Source organism: Nonomuraea sp. NPDC001636, assembly GCF_040298265.1.
Classification (GTDB): domain Bacteria; phylum Actinomycetota; class Actinomycetes; order Streptosporangiales; family Streptosporangiaceae; genus Nonomuraea.
In genome coordinates this window covers 1-20,096 of record NZ_JBEOZT010000039.1, presented here as the reverse complement: position 1 = coordinate 20,096, position 20,096 = coordinate 1, and the positions used below count along the sequence as shown (strand labels likewise).

16 protein-coding genes, 1 tRNA gene and 1 pseudogene are annotated in these 20,096 nt (G+C 68.1%); 12 read left to right on the top strand and 6 right to left on the bottom strand.

Going from position 1 to position 20,096, the window contains the following annotated elements:
• Positions 1-42 precede the first annotated feature (42 nt).
• A complete protein-coding gene (locus tag ABT158_RS45415) occupies positions 43-987 on the top strand; it encodes a hypothetical protein (RefSeq protein WP_352364674.1) in 945 nt (314 codons plus the stop codon).
• Between the two features lie 833 nt (positions 988-1,820).
• On the opposite strand, the gene ABT158_RS45410 is transcribed toward ABT158_RS45415, so the two are convergent.
• Positions 1,821-3,056, bottom strand: coding sequence for a serine/threonine-protein kinase (locus ABT158_RS45410; RefSeq protein ID WP_352364672.1), 1,236 nt, complete (start codon positions 3,054-3,056; stop codon positions 1,821-1,823).
• Positions 3,057-3,209: 153 nt separating this feature from the next.
• Between ABT158_RS45410 and ABT158_RS45405 the strand changes: the two genes are divergently transcribed.
• The 7 genes and pseudogenes from ABT158_RS45405 to htpX all read left to right on the top strand — a co-directional run bounded on the left by ABT158_RS45405 (position 3,210) and on the right by htpX (position 12,082).
• Positions 3,210-4,925 carry a 4Fe-4S binding protein gene (locus ABT158_RS45405; RefSeq protein WP_352364670.1) on the top strand — a complete coding sequence of 572 codons (1,716 nt, stop codon included), beginning with the start codon at positions 3,210-3,212 and terminating at the stop codon, positions 4,923-4,925.
• Positions 4,922-5,482: an NADH-quinone oxidoreductase subunit J family protein gene (locus tag ABT158_RS45400; RefSeq protein WP_352322488.1), complete on the top strand. Its 561-nt coding sequence runs from the start codon at positions 4,922-4,924 to the stop codon at positions 5,480-5,482. Before ABT158_RS45405 ends, ABT158_RS45400 begins: the two co-directional genes overlap by 4 nt.
• A pseudogene (nuoK, locus tag ABT158_RS45395) lies at positions 5,482-5,763 on the top strand (NADH-quinone oxidoreductase subunit NuoK); the annotation flags it as partial. The gene ABT158_RS45400 and the pseudogene nuoK, both read left to right, overlap by 1 nt.
• A gap of 167 nt (positions 5,764-5,930) precedes the next feature.
• Positions 5,931-7,874: an NADH-quinone oxidoreductase subunit 5 family protein gene (locus ABT158_RS45390; protein WP_352364668.1), complete on the top strand. Its 1,944-nt coding sequence runs from the start codon at positions 5,931-5,933 to the stop codon at positions 7,872-7,874.
• Positions 7,871-9,496, top strand: coding sequence for a complex I subunit 4 family protein (locus tag ABT158_RS45385; protein ID WP_352364666.1), 1,626 nt, complete (start codon positions 7,871-7,873; stop codon positions 9,494-9,496). Before ABT158_RS45390 ends, ABT158_RS45385 begins: the two co-directional genes overlap by 4 nt.
• Positions 9,493-11,052 (top strand): NADH-quinone oxidoreductase subunit N, encoded by a 1,560-nt coding sequence (locus ABT158_RS45380; RefSeq protein ID WP_352364664.1) that lies wholly within the window; start codon positions 9,493-9,495, stop codon positions 11,050-11,052. Before ABT158_RS45385 ends, ABT158_RS45380 begins: the two co-directional genes overlap by 4 nt.
• Before the next feature lie 178 nt (positions 11,053-11,230).
• Complete coding sequence (htpX, locus tag ABT158_RS45375; RefSeq protein WP_352364662.1) at positions 11,231-12,082, top strand: zinc metalloprotease HtpX; 852 nt, start codon at positions 11,231-11,233, stop codon at positions 12,080-12,082.
• A gap of 152 nt (positions 12,083-12,234) precedes the next feature.
• On the opposite strand, the gene ABT158_RS45370 is transcribed toward htpX, so the two are convergent.
• Together ABT158_RS45370 and ABT158_RS45365 are read right to left on the bottom strand one after the other, a co-directional pair.
• Positions 12,235-12,705 carry an NUDIX hydrolase gene (locus ABT158_RS45370; RefSeq protein ID WP_352364661.1) on the bottom strand — a complete coding sequence of 157 codons (471 nt, stop codon included), beginning with the start codon at positions 12,703-12,705 and terminating at the stop codon, positions 12,235-12,237.
• Positions 12,706-12,807: 102 nt separating this feature from the next.
• Complete coding sequence (locus tag ABT158_RS45365) at positions 12,808-13,305, bottom strand: YajQ family cyclic di-GMP-binding protein (protein ID WP_352322494.1); 498 nt, start codon at positions 13,303-13,305, stop codon at positions 12,808-12,810.
• Positions 13,306-13,524: 219 nt separating this feature from the next.
• Between ABT158_RS45365 and ABT158_RS45360 the strand changes: the two genes are divergently transcribed.
• Both ABT158_RS45360 and ABT158_RS45355 read left to right on the top strand, forming a co-directional pair.
• The gene (locus tag ABT158_RS45360; protein WP_352364659.1) at positions 13,525-14,205 is read left to right on the top strand and encodes a sulfotransferase family protein; all 681 of its coding nucleotides are present in this window, start codon (positions 13,525-13,527) and stop codon (positions 14,203-14,205) included.
• An 87-nt stretch (positions 14,206-14,292) separates the two neighbouring features.
• A tRNA-Tyr gene (locus tag ABT158_RS45355) sits at positions 14,293-14,374 on the top strand.
• A gap of 1,209 nt (positions 14,375-15,583) precedes the next feature.
• Here the strand turns inward: ABT158_RS45355 and ABT158_RS45350 are convergent.
• On the bottom strand, positions 15,584-16,432 hold the full coding sequence (locus tag ABT158_RS45350) for a hypothetical protein (protein ID WP_352364657.1): 849 nt from the start codon (positions 16,430-16,432) through the stop codon (positions 15,584-15,586).
• Complete coding sequence (locus ABT158_RS45345) at positions 16,429-16,983, bottom strand: RNA polymerase sigma factor (RefSeq protein WP_352364655.1); 555 nt, start codon at positions 16,981-16,983, stop codon at positions 16,429-16,431. The genes ABT158_RS45350 and ABT158_RS45345 overlap by 4 nt, the downstream gene beginning before the upstream one ends.
• A 37-nt stretch (positions 16,984-17,020) precedes the next feature.
• On the opposite strand from ABT158_RS45345, the gene ABT158_RS45340 reads away from it, so the two are divergent.
• Together ABT158_RS45340 and ABT158_RS45335 are read left to right on the top strand one after the other, a co-directional pair.
• On the top strand, positions 17,021-17,542 hold the full coding sequence (locus ABT158_RS45340) for a transposase (RefSeq protein ID WP_502911623.1): 522 nt from the start codon (positions 17,021-17,023) through the stop codon (positions 17,540-17,542).
• A complete protein-coding gene (locus ABT158_RS45335) occupies positions 17,539-18,360 on the top strand; it encodes a transposase (RefSeq protein WP_352364651.1) in 822 nt (273 codons plus the stop codon). The genes ABT158_RS45340 and ABT158_RS45335 overlap by 4 nt, the downstream gene beginning before the upstream one ends.
• Here ABT158_RS45335 and ABT158_RS45330 read toward each other — a convergent pair.
• Positions 18,330-18,785 (bottom strand): endonuclease VII domain-containing protein, encoded by a 456-nt coding sequence (locus tag ABT158_RS45330; protein ID WP_352364795.1) that lies wholly within the window; start codon positions 18,783-18,785, stop codon positions 18,330-18,332. The genes ABT158_RS45335 and ABT158_RS45330 overlap by 31 nt on opposite strands.
• Positions 18,786-20,096 lie beyond the last annotated feature (1,311 nt).

The window sequence follows — 20,096 nt, the reverse complement described above, 5'->3', positions numbered from 1 at the left end:
GTCGTACCCCGCATAGGGGGCCCCGGATGAAGGGGACAATTCGTGAACGCGCAAATCCTGCCGGTCGCGGGTGCGATGAAAGGCGCCCGCTGCCCGAAAGTCAGCCTCACCTCCGACGGCCGCACCTTGACCGTCACCGACAAAGCCAGGGGCCGTTCCACGACCCTGACGCCCGCGTCGCTCTACCGTTACGACTATTCGACAGACGGTTCCGGTAAGAGGTCACGGTTCCTGAAAGGGGTCGCCGCCCTCGACCCCGACGGACTCGTCCTGCTGGACCTCCCCGGCGACTGGCACCCACCCCACCTGCGGGACTTCGCCGCCAAGGCCGGCATCCCGCTCCGGGACGGCCGGGACGACAGCTCCGAGCGGGCACGCCGGATCCTCGCCGCCCGCGCCCCCGGCTGGGAACGCATCCGCGGAATCCCGGCGCCGCGGACGGCTCGATGGAACCTGGCGCTGGGGGTGTGCGCGGGAATCGCCGGGCTGGCGTTGATGGTGTATCTGGGGGCCACCGGAATGTGGGTCGCCTGGCGCGGCTTCTCGACCTTCGGACGTTTCCTGATGGAACTGATCGAGGCCAAATGGCTGATGGTGGCTTTCAGTCCCGCGTTGCTCGTCGTACGGCCGGTGCTGGGCGGGGTGCATCGGTGGCAGGAGAGGCGTGGCCGGGTCGTGGGGCCGCCTGGAGGGCCGTATCTGCGGATGAAGTCGTCCCGGAGGTTGTCGGTGTACCGCCGTTCGGGGGTCATCACCGAACTTCCGGTCGAACCGGGCAGCAGCCTCCTCCGGTACCGTCACGACGACCTGTGCGGCGTCTTCGTCCTCGACCCCGCGGGGAACCCCCTGCTCCACCTGCCCGGCCGCTGGCCCCCGGCCCCTCTCCACCGCTTCACCGAACGCCATGGGTTGGGCCTGGCGATGCACCAGGTCAGCCGTGACGAATACCTGACCCTCACCACCCACTCCCGACGAGCCTTCCCCTGACCCCCTCCTCACCGGGCCGTCCTGCACGAACCCCCTCGCCCAGATCGTGAGGGGCGCCCTACTCCACCTCCCGTCACTTCCGTCCCTGTCCCTGCGGTAGGGGGTGACCCGCTTTCGTCGTACGGCGCTTCGTGATGGGGTGACTCCTCCCAACTGGTTGGAAAGGCCCGCTCGCGAGAGGTCACCGGTGGGCGGTCAGTTGGTCGGTGGTGGTCATCCGTCCGCTGTTGTTCGGCGACGACCACTGGTCTTCGGTGGTGCGGCGCCGATCATCGTTCATGGTCGCTCGGTGGCGATTTCTGATGGGTGATTGGTCGGCTTCCCATTGGCCGGTTGTTTTTCGGCTGACTGCCACCGGTCTTCGGTGGCACAGCGGCGATCACCGACCCGCGCTCGTACGGCAGCCGCCGCTGGCCTTCGGAGGGGACGGCGGCGATCACCGGTTCGCAGTCGTTCAGTCGCGCACCGGTGGGCGGTTAGTTGTTCTGTCCCGTGAGGTTGGGCACACCGCTGGCGGGTGGCAAGCCGTTCAGGGCGGTGTGTCGGCGGTGGTCATCGGTCCACTGTCGTTCGGAGGCCCGGCACCCGACCGAGGTGCCCTACCGGGGGCCACCGGCCTTCAACGGCTGGGACTCAATCACTGGTTCGCGGTCGAACGGCGGTGGCTACTGGCCTGCGGTGGTTCGAACCGATCACCGGTTCGCGGTCGTTCAGTGGCGTCACCAGTAGGCAGCCGTTCGGCCGTGGCTGCTGGTGGGCGATCGGTGAGCGGTGGGCGTCGGTTCGCGGTCGGTTGCGCGGGGGTTGCTGGCCTGTGCGGAAATGGGCGGTGGTCAGTGGACGATTGCGACCATCACGTCCGACGCCGACGGGCGTTCATGGGGGCGTTTGTTCAGGCATGCCCCCACCACACCGCGCAAGGCGGGCGGCAACGGCGACAGGTCCGGATGGAACGTGAGCACCCGGTTGAAGACGGCGGGCACGGTGTCCTCGCCGAACGCCGGACGCCCGGTGGCCGCGAACATCATCGTCACCGCCCAGCTGAACACGTCGGACGCCGGCCCCACAGGCTCCCCGGTCAGCTGCTCAGGCGACATGTACGGCGGCGTCCCCACCATCTTCCCGGACGTCATGGTCATCCGGTCGAGCGCCCGGGCGATCCCGAAGTCGATCACCCGCGGCCCGTCGTGCCCGATCAGGACGTTGCTCGGCTTGAAGTCACGATGCACCACCCCGGCCTTGTGGATGGCCGCCAGCGCTCCGGCTGTGGATAACGCGAGCCGCGTCAGGCCGTCCTCGTCGCGGGGCCCGTGGCGCCGTACGAGTTGCTCCAGCGACGGCCCCTCCACGTATTCCGAGACTATGTACGCGTGCTGCCCGTTGATGTTCACATCGAGCACCCGGGCTGTGGAGAACGTGGCGACCCGCCGGGCCGCGTCCACCTCCCGCGCGAACCGGGTGCGGGCCGTCTCGTCGACCAGGTCGTGCAGCACCTTGACCGCGACCCGCGCCCCGTTGGGCGCCATGGCCAGGTAGACGGCGCCCTGGCCGCCGCGCCCGAGCTGGTGCAGCACCCGGTAGTGCCCGATCCACTCCGGTTGCCCGCGATGTTGCTGATGGGTGGGGGCCGTGGTCCGTTGATGCAGGTCGGCGGGCCGGTGTTGCGGCGCGGGCGTCTGGGCGGGCGCGTGCATGGGCGCCTGCGTGCGCAGGGTTGCCTGCGCATGCACCGGCGGACGGTGTCGCGCCCGAGCCATCGCCGGCACCAGGACGGCCGAATGGGCGATCCCGCCGATCCAGGCGACCACGAACCCGAACGAGATCAGCGTGGACATCGGCTCGGGGATGTTGTCGAAGTCGTCGTACAGCATGATGGCGATGACGAACGAGCCGATCAGGACCAGGTAGACGCAGGCCCCGATGGCCTGCCAGGTGCTCCGCAGCCAGAATGCCGCGAACCCGATCGTGAACGGGGTCGCCAGCCCGCACGAGATCAGGGCCAGGCTGGCCCACCCGATGGCGGCCGCCCACGCCCCGCTGCTGGGACGGACCGGATGGCTGTACGGCATGGCCGAGAGACTATCGCCATGCAGTCGTTCATATCGGACAGTCACCCAGCCTGTGGATAACTTCCACCGAACCTGTGGATGGCTGTGGAAAAACTGGGGACAACGGTCTTGGCTCATTCACCTCCGCCGCCAAGTACGTCATGATGTTGAACCATGGCGCGGATACCGGGAGTCGGACTGGCGAAAGGGCTGTCCATCACTCTTCGCCACATGCTGCGCAAATCCGTCACCCAGCAGTATCCCGAGGTCAAGCCGGCTCTTCCGCCGCGCAGTCGAGGCGTTATCGCCCTCGTTGAGGAAAATTGCACCTCTTGCATGCTCTGTGCCCGGGAGTGCCCCGACTGGTGCATCTACATCGACTCCCACAAGGAGACGATCCCGGCACCGGAGGGCGGGCGTCCCCGTCAGCGCAACGTGCTCGACCGGTTCGCCATCGACTTCGCGCTGTGCATGTACTGCGGCATCTGCATCGAGGTCTGTCCCTTCGACGCGCTCTTCTGGTCTCCGGAGTTCGAGTACGCCGAGGGTGACATCCGGAACCTTCTTCACGAGAAGGACAAGCTGGCGTCCTGGACCCAGACCGTCCCGCCGCCGCCCGCCCACGATCCCGGCGCCGAACCGCCCAAGGAGCTCACGGCGGCCCCTCGCCGTCCCGCGGCCCGTACCGGAACCACCCGCCCCGGAGCAGCACCAGAGGCGCCCGGCCCCGCCGGAGCCGCCCGCCGCGCCCCGCGAGAGCGGGAAGGCGCCGCGGGCGAAGCAGCGTCAACGGCCCCCCAGGGAACGGGCACAGCGCGCCCGGGTGCCGGCCCGCAGGGCGAGCGCGCCCGCAGGGGAGCGACGGGCGTCCCGGGCGAGGGCGTGACCGAGCCGAGCGCCGCCGAGCCGGGAGCCGTGTCCCCGGAAAGCGGAGAGTCGGGAGCCGTGCCCCCGGAAAGCGGAGAGTCGGGAGCCGTGCCCCCGGGGAGCGGAGAGCCGGGGGCGGCTGCCTCCGGTGCGAAGGCGGGCGCCGACGCCGAGACCGGCGCCACATCCCCGCCCGGCCCCGACTCCGCCGTAGGCGCAATCTCCGACGCCGGCTCCGCCGTGAGCGCAACCCCTGGCACCGAAGCAGCGCGCCGTCCCGGAGGCGGGGAAGCCGCCCCTGCCCCCGAGGAGGCCGCAGCAGGTGACGCCGGACGGGCCGGCGCAACTCCGCCTTCCGGGCGCACCAACGCGGGCCCGTCGGCCGGAGGCGTCGAAGCGCGCCCTGGCGCCGACCAGGAAGAGCAGGCAGGTGAGAAGGCCGGCGCCGCGGAAGCTCCCGAAGCCGCCCCCGGCGAAGGCCCTGCCGCGGCTGCGCCCCCTGCGGGCCGCCGCGAGCGTACGCGCAGGCCCATGTCCAACGTACGGGGCATCCGCCCTCCAGGCGCTCTCCCGCCCAGCCCGCAAGCGGCTGAACCGTCCGCCGACGCACAGAACGAAGAGCCGGAAGACACTCGCCCGTCCGACACAACGACCCCGAAACCGTCAACAGCGGCAAGCCCGTCAGACGTGACGGAAGGCGACGTTCCCCCCGCGGCGGAGGGTGACGCGCCGCGCGTCCATGACGACGACGCCGCAGCTCCGGCGGGCGAGGAGCCGAACCGGCCGCCCGACCAGAGCGGCCCGGCCTCGGACGAGCACCCGCCGCGAACGCCTTCATCCACAGGCGAGCCGCCCTCGAACGGGTTTTCCACAGGCGCGGGTGAACCGTCTCCGGAACCCGGCCCGGACGAGCAGACTTCTTCCGCGAGCCCCCGCAGGCGCCGGATGGCGGACCCGAGGTCCATCCGGCCGCCGGGGCGGCTCGGCCCTGACGACACAGAGGAGTCCGAGGAGGAGTCGTGACCGAGGCGGTGCCCTCCTACCTGTCACCCACCGGGCAAGAGATCGTCTTCTTGCTGCTGGGAGCGGTAGCGGTTGGATCGGCGCTGCTCGTCGTCACGACCCGGCAACTCGTCCACGCCGCCCTGTGGCTCGTGGTCTCCTTCGGCGCGCTCGCGGGCGGCTACCTGGTGCTGACCGCCGAGTTCGTGGCCTGGGTCCAGGTGCTCATCTACGTGGGCGCGGTGGTGGTCCTGATGCTGTTCGGCATCATGCTCACCCGTGCCCCGATCGGCCGTTCCGCCGACCTCGACAGCGGCAACCGGCCGGTGGCCGCCCTGGTGGCGGTGGCGACCGCCGCGGTCCTGGTCACGGTCGTGATCGACGGTTTCCGCACGGCGTACACCCCGCTCACACCGGGCCAGGGGGCGGCGAAGGAACTGGGCGCCAGCGTCTTCGCCACCTGGGTGCTGCCGTTCGAGGCGCTGTCCGTGCTGCTGCTCGCCGCATTGATCGGAGCCATCGTGCTGTCCCGTACGGACATTCCCGGCTCGCCGCCCGATCAGACCGGGGGGCACTAGTGCACATCGTCTACCCGGCGGTCGTCTCCGCGCTGCTGTTCTCCGTGGGCGTCTACGGCGTGCTCGCCAGGCGTAACACGATCCTCGTGCTCATGTCGGTCGAGCTGATGCTCAACGCCGTCAACCTCAACCTGGTGGCTTTCGACGTGTGGCTGCGCGACCGGCTGCACAGCGGCCAGGTGCTCACCCTCTTCGTCATCGTCATCGCCGCCGCCGAGGTCGGCCTCGGCCTGGCGATCGTCCTGGCCCTCTACCGCAACCGCCGCACCGTCGACCTCGACCACCTCCGCGACCTGTCCGAGCCCGCCGACGAACGCCCTGACCTGGTCCCGACCGCCGCCCCCGCCGGCGCCACCCCGCCCTCTCTCAACGACATCCATCCGGGCGCGCCGGCCGGCCCGGGTCAGCTCCTCTCGGACGACCACCGCGCCCGGCGAGGGGGCGAGCTGTGACGACGTTCCCGCTGCTGGCCGTGCTGCTGCCCGCCCTTGCCGCCGCCACCGGACTGCTGCTCTCCCGCTGGCCGCACGCCCGCCCCGCTGCCCAGGGACAACCACCGGGCGGAGCGCGCCTCGCGGCGGCCGAGAAGACCGCCGGCGAACGCGCCAACACCCGAGCCGCCTGGATCGCCGTCATCCCGACCGCGGCGTCGGCCGTCCTGGCTCTCTGGCTGGCCTGGGGGCCGGGCTTCACGTTCCTCGAAGGCGGCGCCCCCTCGGCGCCCGTGGGCCGCACGTACGGCTCGATCGTCACCGGCGGCGTCCCGATCTCGCTGACCCTGCTGGCCGACGACCTGTCGGCCGTCCTCGGCGTCCTGGTGACGCTGGTGGCGCTGGCCGTGCAGGTCTACTCGGTCGGCTACCTCGAAGACGATCCCCGCTACCCCTCCTACAGCGCGTTCATCAGCCTGTTCACCAGTGCCATGCTCCTGGTGGTCTACGCGGGCGACCTCCTGATCCTCTACGTGGGCTGGGAGATCATGGGCCTGTGCTCCTACCTCCTCATCGGTCACTGGTGGGAAGACCGGGGCAATTCGCGCGCGGCGGTCAAGGCGTTCCTCGTCACCCGGCTCGGCGACGTCGGCTTCCTGTTCGGCATCTTCGTCCTCGGCACGGCGGCGGGCAGCTTCCGCGTCGCCGACGTGCTGGCGAAGGTGCCCGACATGTCCGCGGCCACCCTGACGACGGCCACCATGCTGCTGCTGTGCGGCGTCGCCGGCAAGAGCGCCCAGGTGCCGCTGCACACCTGGCTCCCGGACGCCATGGCCGGCCCCACCCCGATCAGCGCGCTGATCCACGCCGCCACCATGGTCGCCGCCGGCATCTTCATCGTGGCCAGGCTCTTTCCCGCCTTCCTCGCCGCCCGTCCCACGCTCGACGTCCTGGCCGTCATCGCGGCGATCGGCATGCTGGGCGCCGCACTGGCCGCGTTCGCCCAGGACGACCTGAAACGCGTGCTCGCCTACTCCACGGTCAGCCAGCTCGCCTACATGGCCGGCGGCCTGGCCGCGGGCTCCGACCGGGCGGCGATCTTCCACCTGGTGACCCACGGGGCGTTCAAGGCGCTGCTGTTCCTGTGCGCGGGAGTGGTGATCCACCACGTCGGCTCCAACCTCATGACCCAGATGGGCGGGTTGCGCCGCGAGCTGCCGGTCACGTTCGTGACGATGACGGTGGGGTTCGCCGCTCTGATGGGCCTCCCACCGGCCAGCGGCTTCTTCAGCAAGGACGGCGTCCTGGCGGCCATGGACGCCGCGCTGGCCGGCGGCGGCCTGACGGACGCCGCCGCCCTGCTCCTGTATGGCTGCGCCCTCGCGACCGTCGCCGTCACCGGCGCGTATGCCACCAGAGCCTGGCTCCGCACGTTCTTCGGGCCGCCGCGCGTGGTGGCGCTCCCCGAGCCCGAGCCCGGCACGGCCCACGTCGTCGACGTCACCGAGGCCCCCAAGACCATGCTCGTGCCCGTCGTGCTCCTCGCGGTTCCCGCCCTGCTGCTGGGCTTCGCGGGGCAGCCGCACATCGAGCCGGCGGTGGCCGCGATCAGCGTCGTGCTCGCCCTGCTCGGCGCGGGCGTCGTCTACGCCGTCTGGCGCGGCGATCCCGTCACCGACCCGGCCCGCCTGCTGGGCCCTCTGCGGGTGCCCTGCGAGCGCGCCTTCTACGTCGACGACGTCTACGCGGCGCTGTTCGTCCGCCCGATCACGGCCCTGGCCCGGCTGGTCGTCAGGACGGACGACGTGGTCGTGGACGGCGCCGTCCGCGGGTCGGGCCGCACCGCCCGCGGCCTGTCCGGATGGCTGCGCCTGGCCCAGAACGGCAACGTGCAGCTCTATGTCAGCGGCGTTCTCGCCGGCGTGATCCTGATCGCGGTGGGGGCGGTGATGCTCACATGACGGGCTGGCTGTCGGTCGCACTGCTCGCCGTGCCCCTGCTCGGCGCGCTCGTGCTCCTCCTCGCCCCCGGCGCGCTCCGCCCGGTCCTGCGCACGTACGGCTTGATCCTTTCGGGCGTCACGCTGGCACTGGCCCTGGTCATGGCGGCCACGTTCGACCACGGGCGGCCGACGAGCCTGCAGTTCGCGGTCGACCAGCCGTGGATCCCCGGCCTGGGGCTCCGCCTCCATCTGGGCGTCGACGGCATCTCCCTGCCGCTGATCGTGCTCACCGCGCTGCTGACGTTCCTCTGCTTCGGTTACCTGTTCTGGGGCCGGCCCCGCACGCCGAGCCGGTTCCTGGGGAACAGGCCGAGGGCGCTGGTGTTCACGCTGCTGGTGCTCGAAGTCGGCATGATCGGCACGTTCCTCGCCCTCGACCTGCTGCTCTTCTTCATCTTCTTCGAGATCGTGCTGATCCCGATGTACTTCCTGATCGGCATCTGGGGCGGCGCCGGGCGCCGGGCGGCGTCGGTCAAGTTCATCCTGTACACGCTGCTCGGCTCGGTCGTGATGCTCCTCGGCCTGCTGCTCGTCTGGGCGCGGACCGGCACGCTCGACATGGCGGAGCTGGCCGCCGCCCACGGCGCAGGGATGTCCAGGTCCGTGCAGATCCTGGCGTTCGTGGCGATCGGCGTGGGCCTGGCGGTCAAGACGCCGATGTGGCCGCTGCACACCTGGTTGCCCGACGCCCACACCGAGGCCCCGACCGTCGGCTCGGTGCTGCTGGCGGGAGTGCTGCTGAAGATGGGCACGTACGGTTTCGCCAGGATCGCCATCCCCGTCCTCCCCGAGGGGGCGACCGCGGTGGCGCCATGGCTGGGGGCGTTCGCCGTGGTCGGCATCGTCTACGGCGCCCTGGCCTGCCTGGCCCAGCGTGACCTCAAGCGCATGATCGCCTACTCCTCCGTGGGCCACATGGGCTTCGTCCTGCTCGGCTTCGCCACCCTGACCCCGGTCGGCGTCAACGGCGCCCTGTTCGCGAACGTCGCCCACGGCCTGATCACCGGCCTGCTGTTCTTCCTCGCCGGTGGGATCAAAGACCGTTATCACACGGCCGACATTCCGAGCCTCGGCGGCGGCCTGCTGGCCACGATGCCGCGGCTGGGATCGGTACTCACGTTCGCCGCGATCGCCTCGCTCGGGCTGCCCGGCCTGGCCGGGTTCTGGGGGGAGATGCTGGCGCTGCTGGGGTCGTTCCAGCCGGCGAGCGGCCTGCCGCGTGCGCTCTTCCGCACGTACATGGTGATCGGCGGCCTGGGGGCGGTCCTGACGGCCGCGTACTTCGTGCTCATGCTGTCCCGCGTCACCCACGGCCGTCCGTCGGGAGCCGCGCGGCAACAGGAGACCCCGGACGAACGTCCTGTTGCGCCTCTCGGCTCGGAGGAGTCGCTCGCGGGGCAGCCGGCGACCGCGACACTCGAAGCCGGGAACGCCACGCAGCGCATCGACGACCTCCGGTCCTACGAAGTGGCGGCGTGGACCCCGCTGGTGGTCCTGATCGTGCTCTTCGGGCTCTGGCCCGGTCTCCTGCTCTCACTCACCACGCCGGCGGCGCAGACCCTGCTGGGAGCCCTGCCATGACTCAGCAGATCGACTACTTCGTCATCGCGCCGCCGCTGGCGTTGGCGGTGGTGGCCGGGCTCGTGCTGCTGCTCGACGTGTTCCTGCCTGCCACGACGCGCACTCGCACCGCGCTCGGGCTGGTGACCCTGGCGGGGGTCGTCGCGGCCCTCGGGTTCGTGATCGCGCACGCCGCCGGCGGCACGTCCCGGGCGACGTTCTGTTTGCCGCCGGATCTCGCGACCGGGGGAGCGGGCACGCTCTGCTCGTTCGTCGCCGACCGGTTCACGACGGCCTTCGCGGGGCTGGTGCTCGTCGCGGCCCTGGTGGTCGTGCTGATGTCGATGACGGAGCTGGCCGGGGGCGGCATCCCGGCCGGTGAGTGGTACTTCCTGCTGCTGTGCACCCTCGTCGGCGCGGTGACCCTGCCTGCCTCCCGCGACCTGATCATGCTCGTGGTGGCGCTCGAACTGGTCTCGCTGCCGGTGTTCGCCCTCACCGCGCTCAGACGCTACGACGGCCGCGCCTCCGAGGCCGCGGTCAAGCTCTTCGTCGTGTCGGTCGTGTCCACGGCCGTCATGCTGTTCGGCGTCTCCCTCCTGTACGGCGTCTCCGGGGCGGTCCACCTCTCCCGCGTGGCGGCCGTTCTGGGCGGCCGGATCCCGGCACCGGGGGCGGCGGGCACGCACTCCGCGGCCCTGGAGACGGCCCACGGGTTGCCCGCGGTCGTCACGGTGGGCGTCGTCCTCGTGGCGGCCGGGTTCGCGTTCAAGATCGCAGCCGTGCCGTTCCACTCCTGGGCGGCGGACGTCTACCAGGGCGCGCCCGTCCCGGTGGCGGCCCTGCTCTCGGTCATCTCCAAGGCGGCCGGGTTCGCGGGGCTCATCCTGGTCCTGGTCGCCGGGCTGGCCGGCCAGTCGTCCACCTGGGGGCCGGTGATCGCGGTCATCTCGGCGCTGACCATGACCGTGGGCAACCTGCTCGCCATGCGTCAGCGGTCGGCCGTCCGCATGCTGGCCTGGTCCTCGGTCGCGCAGTCCGGCTACATCCTGGCCCCGCTGGCGATCGCCGCCACGGCGGCCCCGGCCCCGGCCCCGTCCCAGGCCGCGACCGGCACATCCGTCGCCTACCTGGTCATCTACGCGGCCATGAACCTCGGGGCCTTCGCCGTCGTCATGCTCGTCTCCAGGGCCGCACCGCGCAACGAGCTCGACGACTACCGCGGCCTGGTCCTCCGCAGCCCGGCGGCCGGCATCGCGCTGGCCTTCTGCCTGGTCTGCCTGGCGGGGCTCCCCCCGGGGCTGGCCGGTCTCTTCGCCAAGGTCTTCGTGTTCCGGACGATCGTCGAAGGCGGCCTCGGCTGGCTCGCGCTGGTCATGGCCGTCAACACCGTGATCGGCCTCTACTACTACGCCGCCTGGGCGGCCCGTCTCTTCGCCCCTCCCGGGGAGACGCGCCTGCGTGGCTCGTCGCCGTCGGCGTGGCTCGCCGTCGGCCTGGCCCTGGCCGTGGCGATTCTCTTCTCGGTCGCTCCGCAGCTCGTGCTGGACATGACGTCCTTATCGGCCACGAGCTGACCGTAGGCCGGTCATGACACCCGGCTGTCCCTACGCGGGCAGCCGGGCCGCAACCCGCCCCGCCCCCGGCGAACAGGGGGTAAGTCGCGCTCCGCCCGCAGCTGAGCACGCCGGGGAACGATAGACCGGGTCGTCGTCGTTGGACGAGGTGAAACCGGGACCACGAAGGGGGGAGACCTTGCGCCACAACGGTCTGCGTACCGCCATCCTCCTGGGAGGTCTGTCCGCGTTCATCATCGTGATGGGCGCGTGGCTGGGGGGTGGCACCGGCCTGCAGATCGCGCTCGTGCTGGCCCTGCTGAGCAACGGCGTCGCCTATTTCTTCTCCGACCGCATCGCGCTGTCGGCCATGCGGGCCAGGCCGGTCAGCGAGGTCGAGCACCCCACGCTCTATCGCATCGTCCGCGAGCTCTCCACCGAGGCGCGCCAGCCGATGCCGCGGCTGTACATCTCCCCGACGGTCCAGCCCAACGCCTTCGCGACCGGCCGCAGCCCGCGGAAGGCCGCCGTGTGCGTCACGTACGGCCTGACCCAGCTGCTCGACGAGTCCGAGCTGCGCGGCGTGATCGGGCACGAGCTGTCCCACGTGTACAACCGGGACATCCTCGTCTCCTCCGTGGCCGGTGCGTTGGCCACGATGATCACGTGGCTCAGCTACGTCGCGGTCTTCTTCGGCGGTTCCGACGACGACGAGGGGCCCGGGTTCGTGGGCGCCCTGCTGATGATGATCCTCGGGCCCGTGGCAGCAGGGATGGTCCAGATGGCGATCTCCCGCACCAGAGAGTTCCAGGCCGACGAGTCGGGCGCGCGGCTCACGGGCGACCCGCTGGCCCTGGCCTCGGCCCTTCGCAAGATCGAGATGGGTGCGCGCAGGCTGCCGCTTCCCGAGAACAGCCGTCTCACGTCGGCGTCCCACATGATGATCGCGAACCCGTTCAGCGGATCCGGCCTCGGCCGCCTCTTCTCGACGCATCCGCCCACGTCGGAGCGGGTGGCGAGACTGGAGCGCATGGCCGGCTACCGCCGCTGACCCTCCCGGCCGGGACGCAGTGCGGGGGACGCGTCCGTGCCGAATGCGTCAGAGCCTCCGAAATCGACCGAGAGCCCCGAACGGGGCTCACCCGTCATCCTGCTCTTCGGCGGTCCTGCCGTGGCGATCAGGGCCTTCCGGCGACGTCGGTGCTATCCGGGCTCTCCGGCCGCAGCGATCCTTCTCAGGATGGCCGGCAGGTCCTCCGGGAAGAAGGTCTCCTCGGTGTTCTCGAGTTCCTCCGCGCTCCACCACCGATGCCCGGTCGTCGTCTCCTTCTCGATCTGCTCCATGTGCTCGAACGACACGGCGGTGTCGTGCACCCGGATCGCGAAGAAGGTCTGGTCCTGCGTGATCGCATAATCGGACCAGCAGAACTCGATCGTGCTCGTCCCGTACGGCCCGTTGAACTCCGCCACCTCCCGCCGGATCCCGACCTCCTCGTACAGCTCCCGCGCGGCGGCCTGCCGAAGCTCCTCCCCGGCCTCGGCCGCGCCCCCGATGGTGAACCAGAACGGCTTGTCCGGCAGTTGCGGATCAAAGCCGTGCAGCAGCAGCACCCGGTCTTTCGCATCAAGGGGCAGGACGCGTGCCGTGAAGCGGCGCAGGGGGATCTTCGTCACGGTTGTCGAGCCTACGATGCCGGATTCGCCCGTTCCAAGGTGAACGCAGGCCCGAGGCACAAGAAGGCGCGTACGCCGCCATGTGCCCCGGATGCCGACCTGTTAGCGGTAGTTCACGAATTGCAGAGCGATGTCGAGGTCCTTGCCCTTGAGCAGAGAAATGACGTCCTGCAGATCGTCCTTCTTCTTCGAACTGACCCGCAGCTCCTCGCCCTGGATCTGCGCCTTGATGCCCTTGGGGCCCTCGTCGCGGATCAGCTTGGAGATCTTCTTGGCGTTCTCCTGGTCGATGCCCTCCTTGAGGGTGACCAGCATGCGGTATTCCTTGCCCGACAGCCGGGGCTCGCCCGCGTCGAGGATCTTCAGCGACAGCCCGCGCTTGACCACCTTGTCCTTGAACGCGTCGAGTGCGGCATTAGCGCGCTCCTCGCTGTTCGCCTTGATCTCGATGTTGTCACCGGTCCAGCTGATGCTCGCCCCGGTGCCCTTGAAGTCGAAGCGGTGTCCGATCTCCTTGGCCGTCTGGTTCAGCGCGTTGTCGACCTCCTGGCGGTCGATCTTGCTGACGATATCGAAAGATGAATCGGCCAAAACACCCATCCTCTCGGCTGTGGAAGCGTTATTCGGGATCCCGCCTCTCCGCCGTACGCGAAACCGCTCCGTCGTACGCCGAATGCGCGGACCCAGCGAACGAGCCTAGCCAGCATCGGCGCGCCGTGCAGTCCACGTGGGCGCGAGGCGGCTTGATGCCGGGCCCTTGGCGACGGATCATGCCTGTGGGCCCACATTTCGCAGTTTCCGATCGTATTGGTAGGGATCATGCGAGTCATCGGAGCCGGCTTCGGCCGTACCGGAACCTTGTCCACCAAGACCGCGCTGGAACGTCTGGGCTTCGGCCCATGTCACCACATGACGGAGGTGCTCCAGAATCCCGTCCACATCCGACGCTGGCTGGACCTCGCCGAAGGCCGTCCGGTCACCTGGGAAACCCTCATGTCGGGGTACGACTCCTGCGTCGACTGGCCGGCCGCCGCCTACTGGCGCGAACTCGCCCACCACTACACCGACGCCAAGGTCATTCTCACCGTCCGCGACCCGGAACGCTGGCTGGCCAGCATGAACGCCACCATCTTCAAACAGTCGGCCCGCGCCCGCACCTGGTCGGGCCGGACGATGGCCACGCTCTCCCGCCTCCTCGACACGGACTTCGCGGCATTCATCCGGATGACCCGGCTGGTCGTGAGCGAGCGCGTCTTCGGCGGCGGCACCCCCGACACCGAACTCGCCCTCAAGATCTTCACCGAACACGTGGAGGAGGTCAAAGCCACCATCCCCCAGGACCGCCTGCTGGTGTTCGAAGTCGCCCAGGGCTGGCAGCCACTTTGCGACTTCCTCGACGTACCCGTCCCGGACGAACCCTTCCCCAGAACCAACGACGCGGCAGGCTTCGACCAGCACGCACGCGGTATGGGACGCCTGCTGTTCCAGCGCAGCCAGTGACCACGATCCGGCTGGGGACAAACTGGTGTCACGTACACCTCGGAAGTCCGCTATTCTTCTGTCTGTCGCCGCGAGAGCGGATGGCACGGCAGGTTGCCCGAGTGGCCAAAGGGAGCGGTCTGTAAAACCGTCGGCTCAGCCTACGCAAGTTCGAACCTTGCACCTGCCACATCAGCGGGAAGAGGCCCGTCACCAGCGGAAGCACAGTGACGGGCCTCTCGCGTTGTGTCCGGCCGTTCACGGCTGACACCGGCGCTCTACGGTTGATCGTTCCCTATACGTTCCCTAGCGATCATGGCTGGTGGGCCGCGGCCTTGGATGTGCCTGCGGGTGTCGCCTCGCTCAGCGTGAGGTCTGTGGCGGCGCGGGGCAGCGGCGTACTCACTCTTCGTCCCAACGAGTTCAGCGCCGGGCGAGGGGCGCGTGGCGATTCTTTTCCAGGTCTGTGTGCCCTGGTAAGGGGCGTGGAGCTGGGCTTCGGCGGCGGACAGCCTGAGCGAGGCGGTCACGATGAACTGGCAGTACCAGACGACATCCTCCGGCGTCGAAGCGTAGTTGCTCGGTACCCGGCACTCCCGCCGGTCGCGGCGGCTCAGGGGCATGCTGCTCGGCGAGGTCCCGCTTGCGCTTGTGCCGGCCGTGGCCAGGCACGGAGGTGGTGGTCCTGGGTACCGTGAGGATGTTCGGCGGCGTGGTCGGGGGGTACGCTCGCGCTGGCCAGCGCGACGGTTCTGGCCGTGATCGTATAGCTCGGTGGGCGGCGTGGTCCTGGTGGTGGTGACCATCGCCGCCCTACAGCTGTTCTCAGTTGACGTCGTTGACGCAGGTCCCAGAAGGGGCTGCGGAGATTGCCTTCTGGTCATCCCCGAAGGGAAGGGGAGTGACGGGCTGCGGGTCACGGTCTCGAAAGTGATCGCCCAACCAACCGACGACCACTACCGACGACTTGCTCGCGCAGGCGTTGCGATTCTCTGTCCGGTCGTGCCAAGCACGGCCTATGCCCACTGGGGGACCTGAATGGACGCTTCAGTCAACCTTAGAGGACCTCTTAGAGTCTGCTAACGAAAGATTTGGTCGCTGAGGCTGGACTCAGAGAGGCCCTGGTCGAGGGCGTCTTGAGTGATGCGCCTGCGGACAGGAGCGGGCTCCTGGTAGCTGAGGTGTTGTCTACGCATCTCGGCGGCCAGGAGCCCGTGGTTGTCTGTTTGCCCGCTCACGTCCGTGGGCGCCAGTGATTGTGCTTCACCGGGGTGCAATCGTTAGCTGGCGTATAGCGCAGCGATCCGAGCATCCAGAGCGTTGCCGTCACTCGTTCAATCACAACCGCTGAGATGACGGATCTTCTCGGCAGGTTCGTCCCGGTCGCCCGGTTCAGGCGCTAATCCCGGCAGGACGCGTCCACGGGATGCGGCTCGTCGCTCGGGCCGGGGCCGACCAGCAAGAGCGCCTTGCCCTCAGCGCTCATGACGCCGTCGTGGACGTACCAGTCGTCGGGTGCGGTGGGCTTGGCTTGCTGTCCCGAGGAGGTGAACTGCGACTCCACGCCGCGCCCCCGCAGCAGCGTGCGGATTTCCGCGACGTTCTTGTTGACATAGTCCACGCAATACAGCGGCTCACCGGACATGCCGATACCGGGAGGCATGGCGTACTTCTCACCGGGCCGAGCCTGCCGGCCGATGATGACCTCGGCCTTCCCGCCGAAGCCCACCGGGACCTTCAGCCCGGTCGGGCATCCGCCGAATCGGTGGCACGGGCCGGGGGCGTTGATTGCCGTGATGGGGCCCTTGGCCGCCACGGGCTCGCCAGATCTCAGCGGGTCGAGGTCGGTCAGCACGAACAGGCTGCCGGCCAGGCTCTTGGACGTCGGCGTAACGCTGAGCGTGATGTCGAGACCACGGGCCTTCAGCTCGGATTGGTACTGACTCGGATCGGCCATCAGGTCCTTGACAGTGATGACGTAGTCGTCGTCCACGCGTTTGATGTCCAGCGCCGCGGCGGCCGGAACCTGGTTGACGGCGAAGGTCGCCACAGCGGTCGCCGCGGTCAGGACTGGTACAGCCAGCCACCGGCGCCGGTGGTGCAGCAGGCTTCGCCGACGCGGTACGTTCCGGGGTGCGGCGACGGGGGTCGAGGTGATCTCTTGCAGCAGTTCGCCGGCCAGCGCGGTGTTGCCCGGTCCCGGGTCGGGCGCGATGCCAGCCACCAGGCGGTCGATGTCGTTCTTCATATCGCCTCTTTCGTCATAGCGATCGCACGCATGCCGTAGCGGGCGATGTCGAGCCCAGCCGCCTTCAGGTCCTTGGCCAGCCGCTTGCGGGCGCGGTGCAGCCGCAACCGGGCCGCCCCGCGTGAGCAGCCCAGCACCGTGGCGATCTCGTGGGAGCCCAGCCCCTCCCAGCCGGCCAGGGCGAGCACCTCGCGATCGTCCGGGCTCAGGCGCATGAAGGCCTCTCGTACGCCGTCGAAGTCATTGTCCGCGCCGACCGACTGCGCCCACTGCTCAAGCTGCTGGCCGAGGCGTTCGACCAGCTCGCTGCGGCGCGAATCGGCCCGGCGGCCGTTGGCCAGCACGCGACGGGCCACGCCGTAGAGCCACAGACGGGCCCTGTGTCCCTCGGGAACGTCGTCCAGCCGGCGCCAGGCGGTGGCGAACGTCTCTGCAAGGGCGTCGGCGGCGTCGTCGTGGGAGTCGGTACGCCGCCGGAGGTAGGCGAGGATATCGGCATAGTTCGCCGTGTAGATCTCCTCGAAACGCTGCTTGTGATCAGGGGGGCCCACGCTGTTCTCTCTCGTTCGGAAGCCTGACATTCCGTACGTGTCTCGACCTCCAAGGGTGTTACACCCCAATTGCGAGGCGTGCCACACCGACCACCAGTGTCATGGCCGCAAGCCGTCATATCCGTCGGATCTGACCGATGCCGAGTGGGTGGTGCTGGAGGATGAGGCGCGGGGCGTGATGGCCGAACTGGTCGCGGTCAGGGGCCGGCCAATGGTGCATGACCTGCGGGCGGTGCTGGATGCGATCAACTACGTGACCAGGTACGGGATAGAGTGGCGGGCCCTGCCGGTCGACTTCCCCCCACACGAGGCTGTGTACGCCTTCTTCCTGCGCTGGTCCCGGCGTGGTCTGCCTGAACGGCTCGCGGGGCGGTTACGTGGCCGTCTACGGGTCATGGCCGGACACGGCGAGTTGCCGACGGCCGGGTGCATCGACTCCCAGACCGTCAAGGCGGCCGAGACCGTCGGGACTACGATCTGCGGGTATGACGCAGGCAAGAAGCTGAAGGGGCAAAGCGGCATATCGCGGTCGACACGCTCGGGCTGCTGCTGTGCGTGATCGTCACCGCCGCGTCGGTTCAAGACCGTGACGGCGCGCACCCGTTGCTGGCCCGGCTGCGGGAGAAGTTCTCCACCATAGCGCTGGTGTGGGCGGACGGCGGCTATGCCGGACGCCTGCTCACCTGGGCACGCGACGTGCTCCAGCTGACCGTCACGATCGTCAAGCGCTCTGATGACCTGTGCGGTTTCGTCGTATTGCCGCGCAGGTGGGTGGCAGAACGAACCTTCGCCTGGCTGACTCGCTACCGCCGGCTGGTGCGGATCTACGAACGAAAACCCGAGCACCACGAAGCCATGATCTGGTGGGCCACCGTGCATCAGATGACCCGCCGCCCGCGAACTGGCAGGCCAACCGCCTCATGGCCGTTGGGGCGGCCCGCCACCGCCTCCCGACCTGTCCAGTCCCGACCGGCGCGGCAAGGTGCTGGAACTCCTGGCCGCCCAGCCGTGGCGAGCCTGGAGAGGGGCCGAGCTGGCCGCTATCCTCGGGATCGAGAACGTCAACAGCTTCCGCGTCCAGCTGTCCCAGTGGTCCCACCAGGGTTACATCAACAAGCTCGGACCAGCCGTTTATGGCCCCATGCCCACGAGCACTTAAGCCATTGCCAGCAGGCTCTAAGAGTTCGGTGGATGAAAGTGATCTCTACACCGTCAAGGGCAGCCTGCTTGTGGCGTCCCGGCGCGCGTCGGCGATCACTGGCCGCCCTGAGGCTCTCCGACCGGTCGCGGCCAGCGACGCAATGCGTCGATAGGACGCACGAGGGGCCAAATCTGTACGCGGGCTATCAAAGTGGCTTGTCCTCGGGTTCGATATGACGTTCGAGATAGTCAATCATGTTTCGAAGCACATCAATGTCGTCATTCACCATACCTAAAGCCAGATTACATGACATGCAGAGAAGTCCACGTACACGCCCAGTGGTGTGACAGTGGTCAACATTGAGGGTTCCCATGCGAGTCTCTGTTTCGCCAAGGTCGTAGTCCTCGAACTCAAGATTGCACGCGCCGCATCTATTCCCCTGTTGGGAGAGCATGCACTTCACATCGTCCAAGGTAAGGTTGTAGTAGCGTCGGAGGTTGCTCTTAACTGACGATACGGAAGTACATTTACGGCACGATCGGCCTTCCGGAGTATCATAAAAACCAACCTCTGAATATACGTGGCCGTTTCGGCACCGATCGGCATTCTTCCACTGCACTCGTCGCTGTATGGTGGTTGGATCGATGCCTCGAGAACGCATCTTCGACTCCCAGCTGCACTGGCGGCAGAGCCAAGTCCCAGTACGGGGAGCAATATAGAGGTTATCGTCAGTCCATTCATGTCCATTTGCGCAGTGTGTATTTGTGGCGCGTCTTCTTGGCATGGGAGTCACCTTGGGGTCTTGGGGTAGTGGAACTTTGCCGCGCTGAACGTAATTTCTTTGAGCGTCAGCAGTGCATCGACGGCATTTACGTCGACCATCCGGAGTGGTGTAGGTGTTTTCGTCGTTAAATGGATGGCCGTTAACGCACGTTGTCTTGCGCGCGTTCTTGGCGGCGTTAGTATTGCGCGCAGTGGTTACTGTTGCTGCTTTTAGGTGCTCACTGGAAACGCAGAGTATATTCCCGCAAATATCCTCAATGATTACGCCGATCGCCAAAGTGGCGCCCTCTTGTTCCATAAGCCATCGTCGAACATACACGAGAGGCTCCAGTTGGGATGCATATCTTGCGCCGTCGTAATATCTAGGATAACCGTCCTTGTCGGTCCGTCCTGTCCATGTGCGGCAGCCAGACAACTCATCCAGCTCACTTAGCTCAACGATCACTTCATGGCTAAGTGCAGGCTTGGGCGATTTGCGGTCAAATATACCATTATTCCGAAAGCGACGGTAACATGCCTGGCAGCGTGTTTTCTTCAGTCGCGATGCGATGTTGGAACAGCCGTCTGTCATGCACAAGCTCGACATGGGAGCATTCAACTATATTGCGGTCGTTCTTGGAAATTCGGCCTAGCAGGAGGACAGCTTGTGGACGGACGTCTGCCTGTCCCTGTGGAGCAGAGGGCGGTACGTGGTGGCTGAGCCCCTGACGATCGAGGACTTCGGTGCCCGCGATGAGGGCTGAGGCGATCACCGGCACGGCCCTCCTCTGTCGGGCCTTGCCCACAGGGAGATCGTGACTGAGGTGACAGCAGTGTCCTCCGCATCGACACGCCCGGCCACCAACCTCGGGCGGTCAGAAGGCGGTGAGTGTTCCAGCTGCCAGGCCCAAGGAACCGGGTTCCTACTTGGATCGATTGCATACGAGCCAGTTCACCACTCTGAGGGTCACTCGGAAGTGAGCAGTCCTCATTAATAGTGATCAGGCAGATCTCGTTGTCGTCGCGTGCTGGCGGGCGCGTCTCGAATGAGCGAGGTTCATCGGCCTCCGACGGCGGTCGCCGTCCCACATGCTGTATATGACCATCGCAGCAAACACTGAGCCGTTTTCATCCCCGTGCGGTGAGTTGCTGATCACAGCATCATCGCGAGGTTGACGTTCGCCTGATGACATGGCGAAACCCCTGGTAG

Coding starts and splice junctions, on each gene's coding strand:
- ABT158_RS45350 (WP_352364657.1), bottom strand. CDS start 16,432: ATGAAGAACGACATCGACCGCCTGGTGGCTGGCATCGCGCCCGACCCG.
- ABT158_RS45380 (WP_352364664.1), top strand. CDS start 9,493: ATGACTCAGCAGATCGACTACTTCGTCATCGCGCCGCCGCTGGCGTTG.
- ABT158_RS45360 (WP_352364659.1), top strand. CDS start 13,525: ATGCGAGTCATCGGAGCCGGCTTCGGCCGTACCGGAACCTTGTCCACC.
- ABT158_RS45330 (WP_352364795.1), bottom strand. CDS start 18,785: ATGCGTTCTCGAGGCATCGATCCAACCACCATACAGCGACGAGTGCAG.
- ABT158_RS45405 (WP_352364670.1), top strand. CDS start 3,210: ATGGCGCGGATACCGGGAGTCGGACTGGCGAAAGGGCTGTCCATCACT.
- ABT158_RS45410 (WP_352364672.1), bottom strand. CDS start 3,056: ATGCCGTACAGCCATCCGGTCCGTCCCAGCAGCGGGGCGTGGGCGGCC.
- ABT158_RS45385 (WP_352364666.1), top strand. CDS start 7,871: ATGACGGGCTGGCTGTCGGTCGCACTGCTCGCCGTGCCCCTGCTCGGC.
- ABT158_RS45365 (WP_352322494.1), bottom strand. CDS start 13,305: ATGGGTGTTTTGGCCGATTCATCTTTCGATATCGTCAGCAAGATCGAC.